This window comes from Microbacterium sp. UNCCL10, assembly GCF_000746195.1.
GTDB classification, from domain to species: domain Bacteria; phylum Actinomycetota; class Actinomycetes; order Actinomycetales; family Microbacteriaceae; genus Microbacterium; species Microbacterium saccharophilum.
The window spans coordinates 26,024-49,841 of record NZ_JQKT01000010.1 but is presented as its reverse complement, the minus strand read 5'-3'; the positions used below and the strand labels follow the sequence as shown (position 1 = coordinate 49,841).

Below are 23,818 nucleotides of genomic sequence, written 5' to 3'. Positions count from 1 at the left end.
GGGTCACTCCAGCGCGGCCAGCAGGCGGTCGCCCAGGATCGGCGCCAGGCTGCGCGCGTACGTCCCGCTGACGTGGTTGCTGTCCGCGTAGGCGACGACCCCTCCGATGTACGACATGCAGGTGCCGTCCGTGCAGAACAGATCGGTGATGTCGATCATCGGGACGTCGACCCCGGCAGCGGCGGTGATCGGATCGTCGAGGACCGCGGTGCTCACCGGCTGCGAGCATGGCGCGGTCGCCGGAACGGTGATCTGCGACAGGCAGGTCGGGATGTCGACGTCTCCGGTCACGGGGATGTCGCGCAGCAGCAGGACCTGCTTGCCGGTGGCTTCGATCGAGGACCAGACCTCCCGCATCGCGTCCCTCTGCTGCAGCTGGAGCGCGTCATCGCCGGGGATGAAGACGCGGCTGTCGAACACGTGGTAGACGACGACGCTGATGTCGGTACGGTCGCGCAGTTCCTGTTGCACGCGGGCGCCCCAGTTCGCGCACCCGACGCGGAAGCCCTCGTCCCAGTGGGAGACCGTTGCCGGGTCGGAGTGCACGGCGGAGCAGGCGAATCTCGTGAAGGTGTCCACCCGCCAGCCGGCCTTCGCGAAGTACTCGTGGAACGCCGGGATCATCGCGGCCGCGTGCGAGTCGCCGACCAGCGCGAGCGTTCCCGCGGGTCCCTCCGGATCGCCGTACGTGCAGGTGCGCCACTCCTCGTGGAGCTGCGTGAGGCACCAGTTCGGATCGAGGTCTGTGGCCGCGAAGGCGGTGTCGATGGCCGTCTGCGCGGTGAACGGATCGATGCAGAGCTCCGGCTCGAGCATGGCTGCGACTCCGTAGCAGACCCGCGGTTCCGCCGCGGTGGCGTTCTCCGCGCTCTCCGCCGCTTCCCGTTCCGCGGCGACGCGGGCGGCTTCGGCCCGTTCGGCCGCCGCGGCGATGGAGGCCGTCATGGCGGTGACCTGAAGTGCGGCGACGAGGACGATCACCAACGGCACGACGACGGCGAACGCAAACTCGCGCCACGGGCGACGGCCCCACCTGCGTGAGCGGGCCGGGTCTTCGATGAACCGGCTGGAGAGCGCGCCGAGCAGGACGGCCAGCGCCACGATGATCCAGCGGTCGAGGTCCCCGAGGGCCCGCTGCAGTGCGAAGGGCGCGAGCACGATGATCGGCCAGTGCCACAGATAGATGGAGTACGACCATGTGCCGATGCTGGCGATGGGCCGCCAGGTGGAGATCCCGCTGAGCGTCACGGGACCGCGCTGCGCGCCGGCCATGATCGCGATGAGGGTGCCCGCCACCGGAAGGAGGGCCATGGTGCCCGGGAACGGTGACGCATCGGTGTAGGTGAAGCTCGCGACGAGGATCATCGCGACGCCCGTCCAGGTGAGGAGGGTGGCCGCGACGGCCCGCTTTCCGGAGGACGACTCCTGCATCGTGGGGAACCGGGACACGAGCAGCGCGAGGAGGGCGCCGCCGGCGAACTCCCACGCGCGGACGAAGGTGTTGAAGTAGGCCTCGCCGGGGGAGGTGGCGGTCAGGGTGGCCGAGAAGACGAGCGACGCGGCGAAGACCACGCCGAGGGCGATCGTGAGTGCCCGACGCTGCCCGCTCCACGCGAATGCTCTCCCGCGGCGCCGCAGGACCGCGCCGACGACGAGGGTGATACCGACGATCAGGATCGGCCAGATGACGTAGAGCTGCTCTTCGACGGCGAGCGACCAATAGTGCTGGACGACCGAGGGTGCGTCGTCCTGGGCGAGGTAATCGACCGATCCGCGCGCGAACACCCAGTTCACGGCATAGACGGCGCTGGCGCCGATGTCGGTGAACGCACGTATCCGTTCGCTCGCCGGCATCCACAGGGCGGTTCCGGCCAGCGTCGCGATCAGGACGAGGAGCGATGCCGGGAGGAGGCGGCGGATCCGCCGGGCCCAGAACGCCGGCACGGCGACGCGCCCGGTCTGGGACAGTTCGCGGAACAGGTGCTGCGAGATCAGGAAGCCGGAGATGACGAAGAAGACATCGACGCCGATGTACCCGCCCGGCAGTGCGTCCGGCCAGAGGTGGTAGAGCAGGACGAGTGTCACGGCGAGCGCGCGCAGCCCCTGGATGTCGGGTCGGAAGCCCGACGCGCCCCCGCCTCGGGGCGTACGGCGGCGGGTGCGGAGATCGGCCCGCGACGCTGCGGGCGCGGGGGTGTCGGTGGTCACTGCAGGGCCGGCCATGAGATCACCTTATTTCAGGGTGATGGAGTCGCATTTGAGGATCGAGTTGCGATTCGTGACCGCGGAGACGCCCACCGCGCAGACCGAATGCGTGCCTCTTCCGACCTGTGCGCCCTGGAAGAAGGCGTGGTTCCCGGGAACACCGTAGGGCCGCAGGTAGGCGCTGGGCAGGGATGCGGTGAGCCCCGCGTGCCAACGGCCGTCGATGATGATCCCCACCGGGATGGATGCGTACAGGTCGGCGTGGTCGAAGCCCCAGCCGACGATCGCCATGGTCCCGCCGCCCGCGTCGATGAGGGACATGTCTCCCTGAGGCAGGAGGGTGGGGAGCGCGACCGTCACGCAGGGCGGGTACGCGTTGGCACCGGCGCCGATGCCGACGCCGACGATGCAGATCTTGTACGTCCTGCCGTCCGCGAGGGTCTTCGACCAGCGGAACCCGTGGCCTCCCGGTACGCCGAAGCCGGCGAGCTCCGGCGAGGGGCCGTCGGCGAAGGTCGCGAGCATCCACTGGTCGTCGACGGTGATCCCGACCGGGATGCGATCGTAGAGGTCGCTGCGGTCGAAGGCCCATCCGCGCACCGTGATCGTCGCTCCGTGGACGTCGACCTGGAACGCCGCTTCCGCGGCGAAGAGCGCTCTCTGCTGCGCGCGCGTCGTCCCGCCCTGAACGAACCGTGCGGCGAAGCGCGCGATCGCGTCCTGCCCGGCCCGGTTGAAGTGGACCCAGTCGGCCGCGGAGTGGAACGACGGCGGGTTGAGCCCCGACCTGATCCAGGAACGGTCGCTCGATGTCGGCATGATCCCCGCGTCGGTGAGCGCTCCGTTCGCGATGTATTCGTCGACGGGTATGTAGTGGTCGCCGTAGCGCTGCTCCAGCTGCGCGTTCAACGCAGTGCGCGCGACGCCGTACACGGACGTCGCATTGCCCCAGGCGGGTGTGATCGACGCGACCCAGAACGGCTGGTCGGAGATGCTGCGGTGCAGCTGCACCATCGCATCCACGTCGGCGAGGATCTGCGCGGTCGCGGTCAGGTTGTTCGTACCGGCCCAGATGATCGTCGATGCGCCGGGCATCATCGCGCCGAGCGACACGATCGGCGTTCCGGGCGCGACGGCGATCGGGTCGCCGGGCGCCGCCCGCGTGAAACGCCAGGAGATGCCGAGGTCGACGCGGTGCACGAGGACGCCCTCGACACCTGCGATGGACACCCGCATCGTCACGCCGCCCATGGCGTCGGCGGGAACCTCGAACAGGAAGGGTGTCGGCAGGGCCGTGTCCCCTGACGCGGCGATCGTGACGGGGTCGACGAGCTGCATCCGGTAGGCGCCCGCGTTCACGGCGATGGACGTCGACCAGTGACCCCCGAGAGACCGATCCACGGTGGTCCAGCCGGGCAGCGCGGAGTTCAGCGGAGTTCCGGCGTTCGATCCGCAGACACCCCCGAGGATGCTGTCGCCGTAGCACTGCACGGTCTGCGGAGCGGCAGCGTCCCCCGGCACGAAGGGGACCTCCTGAGGCTGGAACGCGCCGGGCGTGCGGTCCAGTTCGCGGACCTCGGCCTCGAGTTCCTCGATGGCGTCCTCCACCTGCTCGCCGAGATCGACGGGCGGCGGGGAGGGGTCGGGGGCGGGAGGCACGGAGGGACCGGGATCCGGCGTCGCATCGACAGGAGGGACGTCCGGCGCCGCAGGCGGCGCAGGTGTTTCGGGGGTGCAGGGGTCGCGGAAGGCGTCGGCGCCTCGGTCGGTGCGGGGGCGGGTGTGTCGGAGGGCGTGGGTGCGGGCGACGTCACGCTGCCCGGTGAGAACGAGGAGGCCGGCAGCCAGCCGGTCGGTGCGAGGCTCGTCGCCAGCAAGACAGAAGCGAGCGCGCATTTCGCGATCATCCCGTGCAAGAGTGCTCCCCAGCTGTGACGGCGCCGTCGGCGTGCGGGTTCGTCGCCCACGGTGAAGACGTTCCGTCATCGATCGGGGTGGGTCGCGCGCCGCTCGACCCAGACGTATGCGCATCCTCTCATATCTTCGCGCCGACTCCGACCAGCGCCTGGCCGAGGCGCCGTCAGCCGAGCGGGGGGTCTGCGCTGAGGTGATAGCCGGCGACGTCCGCGATGAGGTGGACCGTGCCGGCCGAGCTGTTGGTGAGACTCACCTTGCCGCCGTCGCCCACCTTCACGGTCACGAGGTTCGGGAGCGTCTGACCCGCCGTGAAGTTGAGATTCGACGCGGTCGGGCGGGATGTGCCGGACGGATAGGCGGTGAGGAAACCGTTGGCGGTCGGTCCTGTGACCGTGAGATTCATCACGACGGAGGAGACGTCCGACGCCGGCACGCCGCCGCGGCCCGTCACCTGCAGATCGATGGTCTGGTTCGCCCCCACTGCGACCCGGGACGCGCCGTTGCCCACCCGCGTGTCGAGCACACGCGTGGGTTCGAGTGCGGCGAAAGCGCCCTTCGTGGCGGGTTCGCCGTCGAGGTAGTACCCGGCGACGTCGGCCAGCATGTGCACGGACCCCGCGGAGTTGTTCGTGAGCGTCACCCGTCCGCCTTCGCCGAGCTTCGCGGTCACGAGGTTGGGGACCGTCTGCCCCCGCTCGAAGTTGAGGTTGGATGCCGCAGGCTGCGCTGTTCCGGTGGGATACACCGTGAGAAAGCCGGCCGCCGTCGGGCTGACGGCGGTCACGTTGAGGACGACCGCGGAGACACCGGACCACGCGACCGCCCCGCGGCCGGTGACCTGGAGATCGACGCTCCCGTGGGCGGGGACGGGCACCCAGTCGGCGCCGATGCCTTCCCGGGTGTCGAGGATGCGCTTCGGCCGCAGCGTCTCGAACGTCCCGGGCGCCGAGGGCACGCCGCTCGGGTGGTAGCCCGCGATGTCCGCGATGACGTGGAGGGTGCCCGCCGAGTTGTTCGTCAGCGTGATCTTGCCCTCTGCGCCGACCTTCACGCTGGAGAGGTTGGCGACCGTCTGCCCGGCGCCGAAGTTCAGGTTCGATGCGTTCGGCTGGGGCTGTCCCGTCGGGCCGGCCGTCAGGAACCCGCCGGCGGTCGCGCCGGTGACCGTGAGGTTGACGACGGCGGCTCCCACGCCCGAGCCTGGCACCCCGCCGCGTCCGGTCACCTGCACATCGACGCTCTTTCCGGGCCCCACGGCGATCGCCGGGGCACCGGTGCCCACCCGCGTGTCGAGCAGTCGCGCAGGAGCGAGGCTGAGGAAGGAGCCGGCATCGCGGGGGAGCGCTTCCGGATCCGGAGGATGCACCGGGTCGTAGTAGTCGGTGGTCAAGGTCACCGCACCGATCGTCGTGGTCGACCCCGCGGTCACCGAGATGTCGGAGACGGTGGCGGTGTAGGGGACGATGACCGTCGCCCAGTCGAAGAACGCGCCGATGTAGTCGTTCGCGTACGCGGTGACGCGGTAGGTGCCCGGCGTGAACGGGCCGTACGCGGTGAGCGGGGAATCGATCGATCCGCGCCCGCCGGGGGGGTCGACGAGGGTGTAGCGCCCGGTGGTCTCGTCCAGACGCGCGAACTCGATGTGGGACGTATCGGCGTACACCGGGGGTCTGCCGGGTCGCGACGCGAGCGTGGTACGCAGTGCGATGCGCCCCCCGATGTCGAGGGTGGCCTCGATCCCGTCGACGATCTCGTTGTCGCGCACCGTCACGACCTGAGCGTCCTCCTCCGTGCGGGAACCACCGGAGTACTCCGGCAGCGTCTCGTCGGCGGAGTACGACAGGACGTACTGCCCATTCACCCCCCGGATCGCGTATTCGCCGTTCTCGTCGGTGACGATGCTGCCCCACCGGTTGTTGTAGTCGGCGAGGTTGGTCCACCCGACCCGCGCGCCGGCGGCGGGGCTCCGGGTGCCGTCGCGGTTGTCGATGTACACGGTGCCCGAGATCTGGCCGGCCGGGTCGAGTTCGATCGCCACGGAGGTCGTCGCGCCGCGCTCGACGACGATCGCCGGTTCGGTGGGCGTCGTGGTCTTGACGCCGTTGTGATCCTCGGTGAGCCAGCCGCCCGCGGCGGCGATGATGCCGTACCGTCCCGGCGGGAGCGGATCGGTCGACAGCCCGTCGGGACCCACCCAGGCCCGGCGTTCCAACCCCGGAATGATCGGCTCCAGCGGCACGAGCGTCATCGTCGCGTGGACGTTCTTGCCTGCCCCCGTCACCGTCCCGGTGATGTAGCCGCCGGCATCCAGCACGATGTCGAGCGTGTTCTGCCCCTCGGCGAGAACCGTCGGGGCGAGCTGGGTCGCGCCGTGCGTGTCGTCACCCCATTCACTGATGTACGCCTTCGCGGAGCAGCAGTAAGTGGTCAGGATGTCGTACTCACCGGGGGCGAGGCCGGCGATGGTGTACGCACCCCTGTGGTCAGAGTTCGTGTTGGTGACGAATGCGCCGTCGCGGTAGACCCAGACCGTCGCGTTGGACACTCCGTACGCGGGGCTGTCGTACCCGTCCACCGTCCCCGACAGGCTCGCGGTGCCGTCTGCCGCCGACGCATGAGAGGCCGGGACGGCGATCGCCGCCGACAACAGCGACGCGATGACCGTCACCGTCGCGAGAAGGCGGCCGCGGCCCCGTGTGCGCACCATCGACATTCCGCTCCCCGGCGTCAGACCACGCCTCGGCGAACGGCCGCGACCCGCCGAATCTAACAGAGGATGAGAAGCCGCTCAGATCGCGGTGGCGCCTACCAGCGGGGGCATGGGCTTCCACGAGGCGTCGCGGGCGATCCTGCCGCCGTCGCGGAGCCCGCGGAAGAGGTTGGACGTGCCGCGGACCTTGCGCTCGACGAACAGCAGGCGGATGAGTTCCTTCACGAAGGTCAAGGCGGTCCCCGCGCCGAAGAGCACCGGGTTGTAGACACCCAGCGACCGGTAGTAGCGCTTGATGTGCGCGCGGTTGCGCATGATGTAGTAGCGGTAGGCGTCACTGGAGGCGTTCATGTGGCGGATGCCCATGTCCCACTGCTTGATCTCGCGCGTGCGGCGCAGGACGAACTCGTCCACGATGACCGAGGTCGTCTGGCGGGAGGCGAGCCAGCCGTAGGTCTGGTCGTCCCAGTAGATGAAGAACCGGGGGTCGGGCAGGCCGATCTTCTCGACGATGTCGCGGTGGATGAACATCCCCTCGAAGCATCCGGAGTTCATCTCCTTGTACCCGGACTCGTCGAACCCGGACGGCGCGAACGGGATCGGGATGCCCATCCGCTCGGCGACGCGGTACTGCCAGTAGAACTCGCTGCCGTCGTAGTCGTACCGGCGGCCCTGGATGCTCTTGAAGCGGGGGGCCCACTTGCCCATCTTCGCGAGTCCGTCGGGCAGGACCTCGACGTCGTCGTCCATGAGCCAGATCCAGGTGGACCCCAGCTCGTAGGCGACGCGCATGCCTTCGCTGAAGCCGCCCGAGCCGCCGGTGTTGGTGTCGAGGCGGCGGTAGACGAGATTCGTGCCGAGCCCGTCGCGGAAGGACTCCACGACGGCCGTCGTGTCGTCGGTGGAGGCGTTGTCGATGATGACCACGTTGCCGGGCTTGGGGTCCATGGCGGTGATGCTCGTCAGGAGACGCGTCAGCAGTCCCGACCGGTTGAACGTCACCACCGCGATGGTGGCGGTCGCGGGATCGAAGGCCGGGGCGGCGGCACTCACTTGCGAACCTCCCACGCGCGGGCACGGTCGGCGGGATCGGCGAACACGACGTTCTGAAGGACGTAGGTCACAAATCATCTCCGGGGCAGAGCGAGGGCGCCGCGCGTCGGGCCGAGGATCAGCTTACCCGGCCGATCCTGACGTCTCCTGTGACCGGGGGAGGTCCTGGTCCGGCTCCGGCACCCGGATGCTGCGCCGCCACGAGCGGGACTGTCCGGCCCGTACGGTGGCCAGCACGAGCAGCAGCCAGCCCGCACCGAACAGCGCGAAGCTCTCGAACAGCGACACCGTGGCGAGGGCGACCAGGAGCAGCGGCGTCCAGCCGTAGACCGGGGAGCGCCGCTGGCTCGCGTCGAGCCAGGACCGCACCAGGGCGATGCCGCCGAAGGCGATCAGGATCACGAAGCCCGCCCACCCCACCTGCAGCAGGACGTCCATGTAGGCGTTCAGCGCGGTCGTGTGCCGCTGGCCGAGGAGCAGGTTGAGAGTCAGGAAAGGCTGCTCGTCGGGGGCCCACGCCCCGAACCAGCCCCATCCCTGGACCGGCCGCCGGCGCGCGTAGAACTGCAGGAGGTCCCACAGCGTCGTGCGCATCGACAGGTCGTCCGCCGCGCCGAGGGCCGCGACGATGCGGCCTCGCAGCGCGTACAGCACGATGCCGCCCGTGGCCACCAGAGCAGCGAGCCCCCATTGCAGTGCCGCGCGGCGCGCGGGATCCGCCGTGCGGACGAGCTGCAGCGCTCCGGCCGCCACGGCGACCGCCGCGGCGACGACGAACACCGTCGGCGACGCTGACAGGAGGGCCATCGCGGTCCCCAGGAGGATCGACGCGAGCGACACCTCGGGGCGCACCGAATGCGTGCGCCACTCGATGACGAACGTGATGACCGCGATGACGGCGACGAACCCGAGCATGTTGCGCGTGCCGAAGATGCCCTGGATGGGGCCGAGCTGGGCGATGTTGCCCTGGATTGCGAGGAACTCGAAGGCGGTGTCGAACAGGATGCCGGCGAGCACCTCGAGTGCCAGCGACAGCACGAGCAGCACACGCGCGACATCACCGAGGGCGCGGACGGTCTGCAGCGTGTCACGGATATGGCCGATCGTGACGGCGAGGAACGCGATCGCGAGGGTCGAGAGCCAGCGCCAGAAGCTCATGCCGGCATCCGTACTCCACGCGACGCTCGTCAACGCCCAGACGAGGAAGATGAGCAGCGTCGTGGGCACCAGACGCAGCCAGGAGATCTCGGCGCGCCGCGAGAACAGCACGCCGGCGCCGATGCCGCAGAGCCCGACGACCGCGGTCACGAGCGGGACGTACCCGGCGACGGCCTCGATGAAGGGCGACCCGATGATGGTCGCGAAGACCGTGAGCGTGTAGACGCGGGCGAAGTCGGCAGAGCGCAGGAGCGCCCCGAGTCGGCGACGCGCGTTCTCGGACGTCGTGCTCATCGCGTGGACAGCCGCTCGCCCTGCTCGCCGGTGAGGCGGCTCTCGCTCGGCCCGCGGCCGATCAGGGGCGCCTGCTTGATCTTGAAGGCGAACGTCACGACGATGAACCAGCCCCACGCGAGCAGGGGGCCGGACTCGGCGAGCCCCCGCACGAGCAGGATGGCGCCGATCAGGGTCGGGACGAGCGTCGCCGCGGAGTACGGGCGGTCCGCGACGAGGTCCCAGCGCGGACGGTCCACGGCGAAGAACCACGCCCGCCAGACGTAGGCGAGGAACGTCAGGGCGATGAGGACCAGCCCGACCGCGCCGAGCTGGAAGAACACGTCGATCCACATGTTGTGCGCCTGCATGACCGTCTGTCCGTGGTCGATGATCCAGCCGTCGAAGCCGGGGTCGGTCGGCACCCACGGTGTGGAGAAGCCCCACCCGAGCACGGGGCGCTCTGCGGCGCGCTCCATGACGGCTGCCCAGATGTCCTCCCGGCCGGTCAGGTCGGCGGATCGGCCGAGGAGGGCGAAGACCGCGTCGCGGCTGAACCAGAGCGCAGTGAGGCCGCCCGCCGCGACGACGAAATAAGCCAGGTAGAAGCGGGTCCGGCCGCCGGGGCGGTCGGAGGTGCGCATGAGCAGCGCGGTCAGCAGGACGACGACGACGGCCGCCGCCGCCAAGGAGGCGGTCGCCGAGCCGGCGCGGACGAACAGGTACGCGGCGAGCAGCATCCACCCGACCAGGAGCACACGCCGCGGCGCGCCGGAGGCGAGGCGCACGCCGAACACGACGAGGGCGAGGAGGGCGACGTAGGCGAGATCGTTCGCGTTGCCGAACAGACCCTGGATGCGTCCGCCGTCGAACAGGTTGTCGCGCGACCACAGGACGATCGGATCGTCCACCGGGCCGTCGGGACGCACGAAGCCGGGGAGGATCGGCCCCTGCCAGACGAGCGAGACCCACAGCTCGAACAGGAGCGACAGCCCCAGCATCCACTTCAGTGCCGACGCGAGCGCGCGGATGAGCTCGCGCCACGTGAGCACGGCCCCCACGAACATCGCCTGCACCGAGGTCGTGAGCAGCAGCAGGAGGGTCATCGCGGTGGCGGTGGGCCACGCGGTCCACAGCAGCGAGGACACCGCGCACGTGATGTAGCCGACGGCGAACCAGGGGAGCCGGCGCCACTGCACGGCGGGCCGGAGGCTCACCCACAGGGCGATGGAGATGAGGCCCGAGCCGACGGCGACGATCCCGGAGCCCAGGGTGCCGACGGCGAGCAGCCAGCTGGTGCCGGCGATGGCGCCGGCGAGCACGAAGATGCACCACCCGCGCAGCAGCAGGTGGCCGGTCTTCTCCCGCGCCGGCGCCTGCGGCGGCGCCGCGATCGGGTGCATCGTGTGAACAGACATCTGCGCTCAGGCTACCGCGCGGCGCCTTTAGGCTGAGGGTGTGCTCATCGGCCTGACGAACGAGCCCCGCGATTACTCGTGGGGGTCCGAGACCCTGATCCCCGCGCTCGTCGGCCGGCCGCCGGGCGGGCGTCCGGAAGCCGAGATCTGGTACGGCGACCACCCAGGCTGCCCCGCACGGGTCGCGGATGGGTCCGGTCGCACGCTGGACGAGCTGGTCGCGGACCGGGGCGAGGCTCCGCTGCCGTACCTCCTGAAGCTCCTCGCCGCGGGCAGCTCGCTGTCCATCCAGGCCCATCCCTCCCTGGCGGAGGCCGTGGCGGGCTTCGCACGCGAGAACGCCGCGGGCATCCCCCTCGACGCGCCGGAGCGCACGTATCGCGACGCGAACCACAAGCCGGAGATCATCGTCGCCGTGAGCGAGGTGTTCCGCGCCCTCGTCGGGCTGCGCCCGCTCGAGGAGACCCGCCGGCTGCTGGCCGCGCTGGGCGATGCCCCCGGGGTCGCCGCGCTCGCCGGGCGCCTCTCCGCGCCGGGCGAGGACGCCGACGTCCTGCGCGCCACGATCGAGTGGGCGCTGAGCGGGCAGGCGCAGGCGGAGATCGACGACCTGGTGGTGGCGCTGCGGCGCGCCTCGAGCGCCGACTTCGCCGCCGAACTGGACGTGCTGCGGGCCGCCGCCGAGGACTTCCCGGGTGACCCCGGGATCGTCGTCGCGCTCCTGATGAACCTCGTCGACCTGCGCCGCGGCGAGGCGCTGTTCGCCCCCGCCGGCGTGCTGCACGCCTACCAGGCGGGTCTCGGCGTGGAACTCATGGCGGCCAGCGACAACGTGCTGCGCGGGGGTCTCACTCCCAAGCACATCGATGTGCCGGAGCTGATGCGGATCGTCGACACGACCCCAGGCCCCGCACCGCTCGTGACGCCGGTCACCGCGGACGGCGCCGAGGTCTTCGACGTGGGCATCCCGGATTTCGTCCTCGTCCACGCCGCGGTGCAGCCCGACCGCCCGCAGCGCGTCGCGCTCGCCGGCGCCGCCATCGTGCTCGTCACCGGCGGCGAGGTCACCGTCACCGCGACCGCCGGCTCGGTCGTGCTGCGGCCCGCCGAGGCCGCCTACCTCACGGCGGACGAGGCGAGCGTCGAGCTCACCGGCGAGGGGGACGTCTTCCTGGCCCAGCCCGGCCGCGGCTGAATCGGGAGGTTCCCCGGCGGCGTCCGCCGCTCCCGCGCCGACCCCGTCCCGCATCACGCGCGTGGCGGCGTGCTCGACCGGCGGATGCTGCGACATCCCGCGAGCGGATGTCACAGGGGATGCCGGTGGCAGCCGCGCAACCCGCGGGTGCTGTGACGCGCCGTGGCGGGCGGGGGAGGGGCGCCGCACGCCGCCGCCGCGGGCCCCGGCACGGGCCCCGCGACACGCCGATCACGCGTCAAGAAGGTTCAATCTTCGCTTGAGGCTTTACGATCTGCGACTTGACCGCGGCGAATGACAAGGGTGTAATTATCCCTACACGCGGACATCGCGTGGATATACAGGTGGGAGAGCGAGATGACGGGTTACCGTTCCGGCGTTCCCGAGAATTGGTTCGTCGATCCGATCAATCTCGGTGTGCCCGGCGTGCGTCGGCCCGCCGCGACCGACGAGGACACCGCCCTCGCCTGGCAGTCCGAGGCGCTGTGCGCGCAGACCGACCCCGAGGCCTTCTTCCCGGAGAAGGGCGGATCGACCCGCGACGCGAAGCGCATCTGCGGATCGTGCGACGTCCGCGGCGAGTGCCTCGAGTACGCCCTGCACAACGACGAGCGGTTCGGCATCTGGGGCGGGCTGAGCGAACGCGAGCGGCGCAAGCTCAAGCGCCGCGCGAGCTGACCGATCCCGGCGAATCGCGCGCGGCTGCCGCGGCGCCGGCCGTGCGCCGCCTAGGCTGACCACGTCATGCCCGCTCGAGTCCACGCACTGCTGGTCGTGCGCCCCGATGGGCGCATCCCGGCCGACCTCCACCTGCGCCGGACGCTGACCGCCCTCGCGGCGCAGTCGCGTCCGGTGGACGCGCTGACCCTCGTCCTGTGCGGGCCGGATGACGCGCTCCGCGAGGCGGCCGCCGCCTCCGGCGCCGAGGGCGTCATCACCGCGGACCGGTCCACGAGCTACGCCCAGGCGCTGCGCATGGCCACGCACCGCTTCGACGGCGACGCCGTCTGGCTCCTCGCTCAGGACACCGCGCCGGCACCGGACGCCCTCGCACGGCTGGCGGGCGCCCTCGAGACGGCGCCCTCCGTCGCCCTGGCGGCGCCGAAGCTCGTGCGATGGGACGACCACGCCCAGATCGTGTCGCTCGGGGTCTCGATGACCCGCCTCGGCCGTACCGTCGGTCTCGCCGAGGGCGAGCTCGACCAGGGCCAGCACGACGCGACGGAGGACGTGCTCGGCGCCGACGTCCGGGGCCTCCTCGTGCGCGCGCCGGAATGGCGCGCGCTCGGCGGCATCGACCCCGCCCTCGCGGGCGCGGATGAGGGGCTCGATCTCGGCGTGCGCGCGCGGCTCGCCGGCAGCCGGGTCGCCCTCGCGCCGACGGCGATCGTCGCCGTCGCCGGCGACGGCGTGGCCGGACCGCCGGGCGGCGAGGACTTCCGGGCGCATGTGCGCCGCGCCTACGCGACGCGCACCGCGCAGCTGCATCGCCGGCTGGTCTACGCGCCGGGGGCGACACTCCCGCTGCACTGGCTGTCGCTGCTCCCGCTCGCGCTGTGGCGCACCCTGGGACACCTCCTCGGCAAGCAGCCCGACCGGATCGGACCCGAGTGGGCCGCCGCGGTCGTCGCGATGATGCGTCTCCCGTCCGTCGCGGCCGCGCGCGGCCGCCTCCGCCGCGCCCGCACCGCCGGGTGGGCGCAGCTGGCGCCGCTGCGCGTCACGACCGCCCAGCTGCGGCACCGGCTCGACGACGCCGGCGACGCCGGCGACCGGCACGACCTGCGGTTCTTCACCGGCGGCGGGGCGTGGCTCGTCCTCGCGGCGCTCGTGCTGTCCGCCGTGGTCCTGCCGGCGCTCCTGGCGTGGCCGGTGCTGGGCGGGGGAGCACTCGCTCCGCTGCGGGCCACGTTCGCCCAGCTGTGGGAGGATGCCGCGTGGGGGCAGCGCCCGCTCGGCTGGGACCTCGTCGGCCCCGCGGACCCGTTCAGCGGCCTCGTCGCCCTGCTCGGCAGTCTCTCCCCGTGGGAGCCTTCACGCGCCGTCGTCGTGCTCTGGCTCCTCGCGCTGCCCCTCGCCACCGTCGGCGGCTGGTTCGCCGCGACGCGGGTCACCCGCCGGAGCGCCCTCCGCGCGCTCGGCGCCATCGTGTGGGTGCTGGCGCCGACCTTCCTGACGGCGCTCGTGGACGGGCGACCCGCCGCGCTGCTGGTCCACCTGCTGCTGCCCTGGCTGCTCTACACCGGCGTCGTCGCGCACCGCTCCTGGACGAGCGCGGGCGTGGCCTCCCTGCTGCTGGCCGCCGTCATCGCCTGTGCGCCGTCGCTCGCGCCGGCCCTCGTGGCGCTGTGGCTCGTCGCCGTCATCCTGACCCTGGTCCTCCGCGGCGGGCGGGGGCTGCCGCACGTCGTGTGGCTCCTCGTCCCGACCGCGGTGATCTTCGCGCCGCTCGTCTGGCACCGGCTCCGCGCCGGCGAGGGGTGGAGCCTGCTGGCCGACCCCGGCGTCCCGCTCGACACCGCCGGCGGTGTCGACGTCCTCCGCCGGCTGCTGCTGACGGCGGGGTTCCCCACCGCAGACCCCGGCGGCTGGTCGGCGCTCCTCGGCGCCGGTGCGCCGGTGTGGTGGGTGCCGCTGCTCACGGTGCCGCTCATCCTGCTCGCGCTGCTCGCCCCGCTCACGGCCCGGCTCACGGCATCCCTCGCGACGCTGCTCATCGCCGCCGTGGGCCTCGCGACCGCGCTGGCGGCCGTGGGGGTGACGCTCACGGCCTCCGGGGCGGACGTCGTCGCGCTCTGGCCGGGGAGCGCCCTCAGCCTCGCGTGGGCCGGATTCCTCGGTGCCGCACTCCTCACCCTCGACCTGCTGCCCGGCATCCGGTTCGCCCGCCTCGCCGCCGCGGCGCTGGTCGCGCTCGCGCTGGGCGTGGCCGCGTTCCCCGCGCTGACGGCCACCGTCCGCGGCGCCGCGGCGCTGACGAACGGTCCCGCCAGCACCCTTCCCGCGTACGTGGATGCGGAGGGACGCGGGGGGACCTCCACCGGGACGCTCGTCCTCGTCCCGCAGCCCGACGGCGGCATCTCGTCGACGGTCGTCTGGGGCGGCAGCGCGACGCTCGGCGGCCAGACGACACTGCTCTCCGCGCGCACCGCACCCGACGCCGCGGATGTGACGATCGCGCGCATGACGGCGGACCTCATCACGGATGCCGCCGGAGACGTCGTGGACCGGCTGGCCGACCACGGCATCGCCTTCGTCGTCCTCGGCACCGCTTCGACCGGCGAGGCCGACGGTGCGCGGGCGCTGCGCCTGTCCGCGCAGACGGCCCTCGACAAGCGGGACGGCCTGGACATCGTCGGCGAGACCGCGAAGGGCACGCTGTGGCGCCTCTCCGGCGACGTCGCCCCCCGGGTGGCGGCGGCGGAGACCGCCGCCACGGCGCAGAAGGTCGCGGGCATCCAGCTCGGCGTGATCGCCGTCGCGCTGCTCCTCGCCCTGCCGACGACCGCGAGCCGGCGCGAGGTGCGGGGCCTGCCCCGCGTCGTGGGCACGAGCAGAGCGGAGAGCCGATGAGCATCAGCCGGGTGCAGCGCGGGGCGCGGACCGCCGTGGGCATCGCCGTGACGGTCGTCTTCGTGCTGGGCGCCACCGCGGCGGCGCTCTTCCCGTGGCCGGAGGTCGCCCGCGAGCCCCTCGCGGTCACCGCGATCCCGGAGCCGGAGGCATCCGTGCTCGCCTGCGCGGGGCCCGTCCTCGCACTGGGCCGCGACGCGGGTGACGCCGGCGCACTCACCCTCGCCGCCGGCCAGAGCGTCGTCGCGGCGACCGCCGCGGGCAGCGCACCCGCGGAGGCTGCGACGCTCCTCGTCCCCGACGTCGTCGACGGCCGGGGGCCGGATGCCTTCACGGCTGCGCCGAAGGACCGCACCCGGACCGACGTGGCCGCCGCCGGCTCGGCGTCCGTCGGGGACCCCGACCTCGCCGGTTTCGCCGCGTCCGCGTGCACCCCGCCGCTCATGGAGTCCTGGCTGGTCGGGGGCAGCGCGATCACCGGCGCGGCCGATCTCGTGCTGCTGACGAACCCCGGCACGGTCGCCGCCCGCGTCGACCTGACCGTCTACGGCGCCGCCGGGCCCGCGCAGCCGGCGTCCGGCACCGGGATCGTCGTCCCGGCCGGAACGCAGCGCATCCTCCCGCTCGCCGGGCTCGCGCGCGGCGAGCAGAGCCCCGTCATCCGGGTCACGTCCTCGGAGGCGCCCGTCCACGCCGCCCTGCAGGCGAGCATCACGCGGACCCTCGTCCCGGGCGGCGTCGATCAGGTCGGCGCGACCGCCGCGCCCGCCGGGACCCAGGTGATCCCCGCCTTCTCCGTCACGACCGATCCGGGCGACGAGGGCGCCTCCGACACCACGACCCTGCTGCGCCTCCTCGCCCCGTCCGCGGGGGCGGAGGCGAGCGTCACCGTCTCCCGGGTCGGCGCGCGCGGCGTCGTGGACGAGCCGCGCACCGTCACGCTGGATGCCGGCATCCCGCTGGAGCTCGAACTCGACGGCCTCGGCGTCGGCGCGTACAGCGTGCGCGTCGAGGCGAGCGGCCCCGTCGTCGCCGCCGTCTGGGAGACGACGGGGTTCGGGCAGGGCGCGGACTTCGCCTGGTACACGGCCGCCGACGCCCTGGAGGTGCCGAGCCTGTTCGCGGTGGCCGACGGGAGCGCGCCCGTGCTCACGCTCACGAACGACGGCGACGCCGACGTGGTCGCGGAGGTCGCCGCCGAGGCCGGCGCCGGCGAGGCGACCGACGTCACCGTCCCGGCCGGCGGCGGGGCGCGGCTGGCGCTGCGCTCCGGCACCGTGTACCGGCTCGTCTCCGGCGGCCCGAAGGTGCGCGCGAACGTCACCTACTCCGGCGCCGGCGCCCTCGCGGGCTATGCCGTGCTGCCCGCCGACGCCGCGGCCGCCGCCATCGTCGTCTACACGCAGTGACGGCTCAGAAGTAGCGGAATCGCTCCGGACCGAGGTCCCACGGGTCCTTGTCGAGGTACTCGGCCGCGGCCCGGAACACGCAGCTCTCCACCGACATCCGGCGGTGCAGCTCGTCGTCGCGGTGCAGGTGGCTCAGCCGCTCGATGGGGAGGCGGTACAGGATGATGCGCTTCTGGTCGGCGAGCACCGTCCAGCGCGGGATGCCGTCGGCGTCGGCGTCGGCCGGCATCGCGCCGATGTCGAACCGCACGTCGCGCAGCTCCGGCCAGGCGCTGCGCAGGAACTCCACCGCCGTGCCGACGGCGAGGTCGAACTTCTCCGCCCGCGTCTCCAGCGGCGGCAGCGGCGGGCGCACGGCGGGGCTGCGGTCCTCGCGGCCGTGCCGGCCGTGCCGGGCCGGCCGCGCACGCGTCGTCGCGGTGCGGACGCGGCGCCTGATCATGAGTCCATCCTAGGTCGCGCGGCGCGGCCTGCGCCCGCCCCGGCCCCGGCTCGCTAGCGTGGACACGATGCGCGAGAGACTGTGTTCCAAGGTGGGCTGTGCCCGCGAAGCGGTGACGACCCTCACCTACGACTACGGCGACCAGATGGCCGCCGTCGGCCCGCTGGGGCGCGGCAACGACCCGCACGCCCACGACCTGTGCGCTATCCACACCGACCGGCTCTCCGTGCCCAAGGGCTGGGTCGTCGTCCGGCACGAGACGCTCCGCGTCTGACCGCGCCGCACGCGGCGCACGGAGTGGGAGAATAGGCGGATGCCGACTCCCGTGGACACCCTCGACTTCGTCGTCGCCGACCTCGCGCTCGCCGCAGCCGGCCGTCACCAGATCCGTCTCGCCGAGAACGAGATGCCCGGCCTCATGGCCCTGCGCGAGGAGTTCGGGCCGTCGCAGCCGCTCCGCGGCGCGCGGATCGCCGGCTCGCTGCACATGACGGTCCAGACGGCCGTCCTCATCGAGACGCTCGTCGCCCTCGGCGCGCAGGTGCGCTGGGCGAGCTGCAACATCTTCTCCACGCAGGACGAGGCCGCCGCGGCCGTCGCGGTGGGGCCGACCGGCACCGTCGACGCCCCCGCCGGGGTCCCCGTGTTCGCGTTCAAGGGCGAGACGCTCGCGGAGTACTGGCAGCTGGCCGACCGCATCTTCGACTGGTCGGCGGAGGGCTTCGACGGCCCGAACCTCATCCTCGACGACGGCGGCGACGCGACGTTGCTCGTGCACAAGGGCGTCGAGTTCGAGCGCGCCGGCGCCGTCCCCGACGCCGCGGACGGCGACTCCGGCGAGTACCGCATCGTGCTCGACACGCTCCGCGCCAGCCTCGCCCGCGACCCGCAGCGGTTCACGCGGATGGCCGCCGGCATCCTCGGCGTCACGGAGGAGACCACGACCGGCGTCCACCGCCTGTACGAGCTGCACGCCGCCGGCGGGCTGCTCTTCCCCGGCATCAACGTCAACGACTCCGTCACGAAGTCGAAGTTCGACAACAAGTACGGCATCCGGCACTCGCTGCCCGACGGCATCAACCGCGCCACCGACGTCCTGATGGGCGGCAAGGTCGCCTTCGTCGCCGGGTACGGCGACGTCGGCAAGGGCGCCGCGGAGGCGTTGCGCGGCCAGGGCGCCCGCGTGATCGTCGGCGAGGTGGACCCCATCTGCGCCCTGCAGGCCGCGATGGACGGGTACCAGGTCGCCCGGCTCGAGTCCGTCGTCGGCGACGTCGACATCCTCATCACCGGGACCGGCAACACGCAGGTCGTCACGGTCGAGCACCTGCAGGGCCTCAAGCACCTCGCCATCGTCGGCAACGTCGGCCACTTCGACGACGAGATCGACATGGCGGGGCTGGAGTCGCTGCCCGGCGCGGAGCGCATCGAGATAAAGCCGCAGGTGCACGAATGGCGGATGCCGAGCGGCCGCAGCATCCTCGTGCTCAGCGAAGGGCGCCTGCTGAACCTGGGGAACGCGACGGGGCACCCGTCCTTCGTGATGAGCGCGTCGTTCACGAACCAGGTGCTCGCCCAGCTCGAGCTCTACACCCGGACCGACGCGTACCCCGTCGGCGTGTACGTGCTCCCCAAGGCGCTGGACGAGAAGGTCGCCCGCCTGCACCTGCCGGCGCTCGGCGTCGAGCTCACCGAGCTGACCCCGGCGCAGGCCGCGTACATCGGCGTTCCCGTCGAGGGGCCGTACAAGGTCGACCACTACCGCTACTGACGCGCGCCGACCGGCCCCCGTCAGCGTTCGGGGAACCCGCGCGGCGCCGAACGGGTGCCGGCCGTGAGGCGTGCCATGCGCGCCTGCTCGCCGACCAGCGCGGCGTACTCGCGGTCACGGCGGACCGCGACGACGGCCCGCACGAGGGTCTCCGGGTCGACGGCCGGCAGCGGTGACACGTGTGGCGCGACGTCGGCGGCGATCGCCGCGGCGGTGCGCGCCCGCGCCGCCGGGTCGAGGCCCGTCGCCGTCCGGACGAACTGCGCGGCGCGGCGCGCCACGCGATAGGGGAGCCGGGTGACGTCCGCGATGCGGGCCCAGTCCGCGAGCGCCTCCGGCACGCCGCCGGCCGGGGACGGCAGCTGCGGGACGCGCGTGCGCTCGGCGTAGGTGCCGGCGAGGAGGTCCCCGAGGCGCTGCGCGCGGGGCGTGAACGCGCCGACGATGCCCGCGACCGCCCCGAGCGTGAACCACACCTCCAGGACGCCGGTCAGGGCGCGGATGAAGGCGTGCCGGAAGCCGGCGGCGCCGCCGTCGGTCCGCACGATCCGGCTGCCGACGGCGAGCTTGCCGAGGCTCCGCCCTCGTGTGATGGTCTCGACCGCCGTCGGCAGGACCACCGTCACCACCGCGAGGCTCGCGACCGTGAGGGCGGGGGACAGGGCGGACAGGTCGAGCCCCACGCCGGTGACCCACGACGCCGCGAGGAGGAAGAGCGCGAGCAGGGCGATGCCGGTCAGCATGTCGATGAGGAGACCGAGGGCCCGCAGGAAGAATCCGACCGGCTGCACGTCGAGGGCCACGGCCTCGCCGGTGAGGATCTCGTCCTGCCGGATCTCCGCCGGCGCCGGGGTGGGTCCGGGGGTGGCCATGGGTACAGTAAAGCAAATGGACCTCGACGCCCTGACGGCCGCGCGTCGTGCCGAGTGGGCGCGACTGGACGAGCTCGGGCGCATCCGCCGGCCGAGCGGCCGCGAGGTCGACGAGCTCGTCGCCCGATACCGGTCGGCCTCCGCCGACCTCGCCGAGATCAAGACGACCGCGGGCCGGAGCCCGGAGGGCGACCACCTGTCGACGCTGCTCGCGCGGGCGCGGTTGCGGCTGACCGGCGCCCCCGACAACGTGCTCCGTCAGGTGCCGCGCTTCTTCGCCCACCAGCTGCCCGCGGCCCTGTACCGGCTGCGCTGGACGACCCTCGTCATCGCGCTCGCGTTCCTCGCCGTCGCCGCGCTGGTGGCCACCTGGGTCGCGGGCGACACCGCCGTCATCGCCGCGCTCGGGGACGAGGCGGGGCTTGAGCAGTACGCCGAGGACGAGTTCACCGGTTACTACAGCGAGAACCCGGCGGCCGTGTTCGCCGGGACGGTGTGGACCAACAACGCCTGGATCGCCGCGCAGTGCGTGCTGTTCGGCGTCACCGGCCTGTGGCCGGTCATGGTCATGATGCAGAACGCGGTCTCGGTCGGCGTCGCCGCCGCCGTGCTGTTCGCGCACGGCCGGGGGGACGTGTTCCTCCTCTACATCGCCCCGCACGGCCAGCTCGAGCTCACCTGCCTCTTCGTCGCGGCCGCGGCCGGGCTGCACATCTTCTGGGCCTGGGTTGCGCCCGGACCGCGGAGCCGCGGTGAGTCGCTCGCGGCGGCCGGGCGCTCGCTCGCGACGGTCGCCGTCGGCCTCGTCCTGGCTCTCGCCGTCGCGGGCCTCCTGGAGGGGTTCGTCACGGCGCAGCCGTGGCCGTGGCCCGTGAAGATCGGCCTGGGGACGCTCGCGCTGGCCGCCTTCCTGACGTACATGCTCGTCGTGGGCGGGCGCGCGGCGGCGGCCGGCGAGAGCGGGGATCTGACCGAGTACGAGGCGGGCACCGCACGTCTCGTCGCCGGCTGACCCGCCTCGCGCTCATTTGGATTCGATCAAAAGAAGCGATAGACTGGCGGCATGTCGACCACCACCGTGCACAGCCCCGCACGGTACCCGGCGGCACCCGAGGCGCTGCGCGAGGCCGGCCTCCGCGTGACCCAGTCGCGCACCGCGGTCTACGACGCGCTCGCCGCCCGCCCGCACGCGAGCGCCGATGCGCTCTTCGCCGACGTCGGCCCCCGGATGCCGCGACTGAGCCGGCAGTCGGTGTACAACGCGCTCAACGACTTCGCCGACGCCGGCATCGTGCGCCGGATCGAGCCGGCCGGGCAGCCGATGCTCTTCGAGCTGCGGGTCAGCGACAACCACCACCACCTGATCTGCACCGACTGCGGCGCCGTCGCCGACGTCGACTGCGCGGTCGGGCACGCCCCCTGTCTCACGCCATCGCAGGACCACGGTTTCGCGATCGCGTCGGCGGAGGTCACGTACTGGGGCCTGTGCTCCACGTGCGCGGCCGCCGCCTGAGCACCACCACCCGAGGAAGGAATCACATGACCGACCACGAACCCACCGCCGCCCCCATCGGCGAGGACGTGACCGACATCAACCAGTCCGTCACGGTCACCGACACCGACGAGGCGTACGCCGAGGAGGCCACGGGCTGCCCCGTCGTCCACGCGCAGCCGCACCCGACCACCGGCTCGGCAAACAACGTCTGGTGGCCGAACCAGCTGAACCTGCGCGTGCTGAAGAAGAACCCCGTCGAGGCCAACCCTCTCGGCGGCGACTTCGACTACAAGGCCGCCTTCGAGGCGCTCGACCTCCCCGCGGTCAAGGCCGACATCGCCGAGGTCCTCACGACGTCGCAGGACTGGTGGCCGGCCGACTTCGGCAACTACGGCCCGCTCATGATCCGCATGGCGTGGCACAGCGCCGGCACGTACCGCGTGCACGACGGCCGTGGCGGCGGCGGAGCCGGGCAGCAGCGCTTCGCCCCGCTGAACAGCTGGCCCGACAACGTCAACCTCGACAAGGCGCGCCGCCTGCTCTGGCCCGTGAAGAAGAAGTACGGGCAGGCGCTGTCCTGGGCCGACCTCATGATCCTCGCCGGCAACGTCGCGCTGGAGACCATGGGCTTCAACACGTTCGGCTTCGGCGGCGGCCGCCCCGACGTCTGGGAGCCGGACGACGACGTGTACTGGGGCCCGGAGACCACCTGGCTCGGCGACCAGCGCTACAAGGGCGACCGCGAGCTCGACAAGCCGCTCGCCGCGGTCCAGATGGGCCTGATCTACGTCAACCCGGAGGGCCCGAACGGCAACCCCGACCCGCTCGCGTCGGCGCGCGACATCCGCGAGACGTTCTCGCGCATGGGCATGAACGACGAGGAGACCGTCGCCCTCATCGCCGGCGGCCACACCTTCGGCAAGACCCACGGCGCGGCACCGGACTCGAACCTCGAGGACAACCCGGAGGCCGCGGGCCTGGAGGAGCAGGGTCTCGGCTGGAGGAACAACCACGCATCCGGCAAGGGCGATGACACGATCACGTCCGGCCTGGAGGTCACCTGGACCTACCACCCGACCCGCTGGGACAACGAGTTCTTCCACATCCTGTACGCCTACGAGTGGGAGCTCATGAAGAGCCCCGCCGGCGCGAACCAGTGGCGGCCGCAGAACGGCATGGGCGCGGACATGGTGCCGCTCGCCCACGACCCGTCGAAGCGACGCGAGCCGCGCATGCTGACGAGCGACATCGCCCTGCGGGTGGACCCCGAATACGACACGGTCTCGCGGAAGTTCAAGGACGACCCCGAGGCGTTCGGCGACGCGTTCGCCCGTGCCTGGTTCAAGCTCACGCACCGCGACATGGGCCCGATCTCCCGCTACATCGGCCCCGAGGTCCCGACCGAGGAGCTCATCTGGCAGGACCCGCTGCCCGCCGTCGACCACGTCCTCATCGACGACGCCGACGCGGCGGCGCTGAAGGCGCAGATCCTCGCCTCCGGGCTCACCGTCGCCCAGCTCGTGTCGACGACGTGGGCGGCAGCGTCGACCTTCCGCGGCAGCGACAAGCGCGGCGGTGTCAACGGGGCCCGCATCCGGCTGGAGCCACAGAAGGACTGGCAGGTCAACAACCCGCCGCAGCTGCAGCAGGTCCTGGCCCAGCTCGAGTCCGTGCAGGCGTCGTTCAACGACGGCCGCACCGACGGCAAGAAGGTCTCCCTCGCGGACCTCATCGTCCTGGCCGGCAATGCCGCCGTCGAGAAGGCCGCAAAGGATGCCGGTGTAGAGGTCGAGGTGCCGTTCCGCGCGGGCCGCACCGACGCCTCGCAGGAGCAGACCGACGTCCACTCGTTCTCCTACCTGGAGCCGGCGGCCGACGGATTCCGCAACTACTACGGCCGCAACGCCGTGCTGCCGCAGGAGCACCAGCTCATCGACAAGGCGAACCTCCTCACCCTCACGGCGCCGGAGATGACCGTCCTCGTCGGCGGTCTCCGCGTGCTCGGCGCGAACTGGGACGGCTCGGAGTACGGCGTGTTCACACAGCGTCCGGGCGTGCTGACGAACGACTTCTTCGTCAACCTGCTCGACCTCGGGACGACGTGGACCGCGCTGGACCCGGGTTCGCAGGCGTACGAAGGCGTCAAGGAGGGGACCACGGAGCGCGTCGGCCGCGGCACCCGCGTCGACCTGCTGTTCGGCTCGAACTCCGAGCTGCGCGCACTCGCCGAGGTCTACGCCTCGGATGACGCGACCGAGAAGTTCGTCCACGACTTCGCGGCCGCGTGGGGCAAGGTCACCGAGCTCGACCGGTTCGACCTCGTCTGA

General features: G+C 72.3%; 17 protein-coding genes. 9 read left to right on the top strand and 8 right to left on the bottom strand.

What is annotated here, in order from left to right; genetic code table 11:
- Positions 1-3: 3 nt before the first annotated feature.
- The 6 genes from BR85_RS12145 to BR85_RS12120 all read right to left on the bottom strand — a co-directional run bounded on the left by BR85_RS12145 (position 4) and on the right by BR85_RS12120 (position 10,734).
- Positions 4-2,223, bottom strand: a complete 2,220-nt coding sequence (locus BR85_RS12145) for an acyltransferase family protein (protein ID WP_028496773.1) — start codon at positions 2,221-2,223, stop codon at positions 4-6.
- 9 nt (positions 2,224-2,232) lie between these two features.
- On the bottom strand, positions 2,233-3,864 hold the full coding sequence (locus BR85_RS12140) for a hypothetical protein (protein ID WP_028496772.1): 1,632 nt from the start codon (positions 3,862-3,864) through the stop codon (positions 2,233-2,235).
- Positions 3,865-4,285: 421 nt separating this feature from the next.
- The gene (locus BR85_RS12135; protein ID WP_036272950.1) at positions 4,286-6,829 is read right to left on the bottom strand and encodes a peptidase associated/transthyretin-like domain-containing protein; all 2,544 of its coding nucleotides are present in this window, start codon (positions 6,827-6,829) and stop codon (positions 4,286-4,288) included.
- Between the two features lie 81 nt (positions 6,830-6,910).
- On the bottom strand, positions 6,911-7,885 hold the full coding sequence (locus BR85_RS12130) for a glycosyltransferase (protein ID WP_028496771.1): 975 nt from the start codon (positions 7,883-7,885) through the stop codon (positions 6,911-6,913).
- 123 nt (positions 7,886-8,008) lie between these two features.
- Positions 8,009-9,337 (bottom strand): O-antigen ligase family protein, encoded by a 1,329-nt coding sequence (locus tag BR85_RS12125; RefSeq protein WP_092897024.1) that lies wholly within the window; start codon positions 9,335-9,337, stop codon positions 8,009-8,011.
- Entirely contained in the window at positions 9,334-10,734 is a 1,401-nt protein-coding gene (locus BR85_RS12120; protein WP_028496770.1) for an O-antigen ligase family protein, read from the bottom strand. Before BR85_RS12120 ends, BR85_RS12125 begins: the two co-directional genes overlap by 4 nt.
- A 40-nt stretch (positions 10,735-10,774) precedes the next feature.
- Here BR85_RS12120 and manA point away from each other — a divergent pair, with 40 nt between their 5' ends.
- The 4 genes from manA (at position 10,775) to BR85_RS12100 (ending at position 16,911) form a co-directional block, all read left to right on the top strand.
- Complete coding sequence (gene manA, locus BR85_RS12115) at positions 10,775-11,929, top strand: mannose-6-phosphate isomerase, class I (RefSeq protein WP_028496769.1); 1,155 nt, start codon at positions 10,775-10,777, stop codon at positions 11,927-11,929.
- Positions 11,930-12,286: 357 nt separating this feature from the next.
- A complete protein-coding gene (locus BR85_RS12110; protein ID WP_081782786.1) occupies positions 12,287-12,607 on the top strand; it encodes a WhiB family transcriptional regulator in 321 nt (106 codons plus the stop codon).
- A 66-nt stretch (positions 12,608-12,673) separates the two neighbouring features.
- Positions 12,674-15,502 (top strand): glycosyltransferase family 2 protein, encoded by a 2,829-nt coding sequence (locus BR85_RS12105; RefSeq protein ID WP_028496767.1) that lies wholly within the window; start codon positions 12,674-12,676, stop codon positions 15,500-15,502.
- Entirely contained in the window at positions 15,499-16,911 is a 1,413-nt protein-coding gene (locus BR85_RS12100; RefSeq protein WP_051526355.1) for a DUF5719 family protein, read from the top strand. The genes BR85_RS12105 and BR85_RS12100 overlap by 4 nt, the downstream gene beginning before the upstream one ends.
- Positions 16,912-16,915: 4 nt before the next feature.
- On the opposite strand, the gene BR85_RS12095 is transcribed toward BR85_RS12100, so the two are convergent.
- The gene (locus tag BR85_RS12095; protein ID WP_028496765.1) at positions 16,916-17,353 is read right to left on the bottom strand and encodes a metallopeptidase family protein; all 438 of its coding nucleotides are present in this window, start codon (positions 17,351-17,353) and stop codon (positions 16,916-16,918) included.
- A gap of 67 nt (positions 17,354-17,420) precedes the next feature.
- Between BR85_RS12095 and BR85_RS12090 the strand changes: the two genes are divergently transcribed.
- Both BR85_RS12090 and ahcY read left to right on the top strand, forming a co-directional pair.
- Positions 17,421-17,627: a DUF3499 family protein gene (locus BR85_RS12090; protein WP_028496764.1), complete on the top strand. Its 207-nt coding sequence runs from the start codon at positions 17,421-17,423 to the stop codon at positions 17,625-17,627.
- A 39-nt stretch (positions 17,628-17,666) separates the two neighbouring features.
- Entirely contained in the window at positions 17,667-19,124 is a 1,458-nt protein-coding gene (gene ahcY / locus BR85_RS12085) for an adenosylhomocysteinase (protein ID WP_028496763.1), read from the top strand.
- 20 nt (positions 19,125-19,144) lie between these two features.
- Here the strand turns inward: ahcY and BR85_RS12080 are convergent, their stop codons facing one another.
- Complete coding sequence (locus tag BR85_RS12080; protein ID WP_036272945.1) at positions 19,145-19,996, bottom strand: RDD family protein; 852 nt, start codon at positions 19,994-19,996, stop codon at positions 19,145-19,147.
- 16 nt (positions 19,997-20,012) lie between these two features.
- On the opposite strand from BR85_RS12080, the gene BR85_RS12075 reads away from it, so the two are divergent.
- Genes BR85_RS12075 through katG form a run of 3 tightly spaced genes read left to right on the top strand, consistent with a single transcriptional unit; the run spans position 20,013 to position 23,818 of the window.
- A complete protein-coding gene (locus BR85_RS12075; protein ID WP_028496761.1) occupies positions 20,013-21,008 on the top strand; it encodes a stage II sporulation protein M in 996 nt (331 codons plus the stop codon).
- Positions 21,009-21,059: 51 nt separating this feature from the next.
- Positions 21,060-21,509 (top strand): Fur family transcriptional regulator, encoded by a 450-nt coding sequence (locus tag BR85_RS12070; RefSeq protein ID WP_036272943.1) that lies wholly within the window; start codon positions 21,060-21,062, stop codon positions 21,507-21,509.
- Between the two features lie 26 nt (positions 21,510-21,535).
- Positions 21,536-23,818, top strand: coding sequence for a catalase/peroxidase HPI (gene katG, locus BR85_RS12065; RefSeq protein WP_028496759.1), 2,283 nt, complete (start codon positions 21,536-21,538; stop codon positions 23,816-23,818).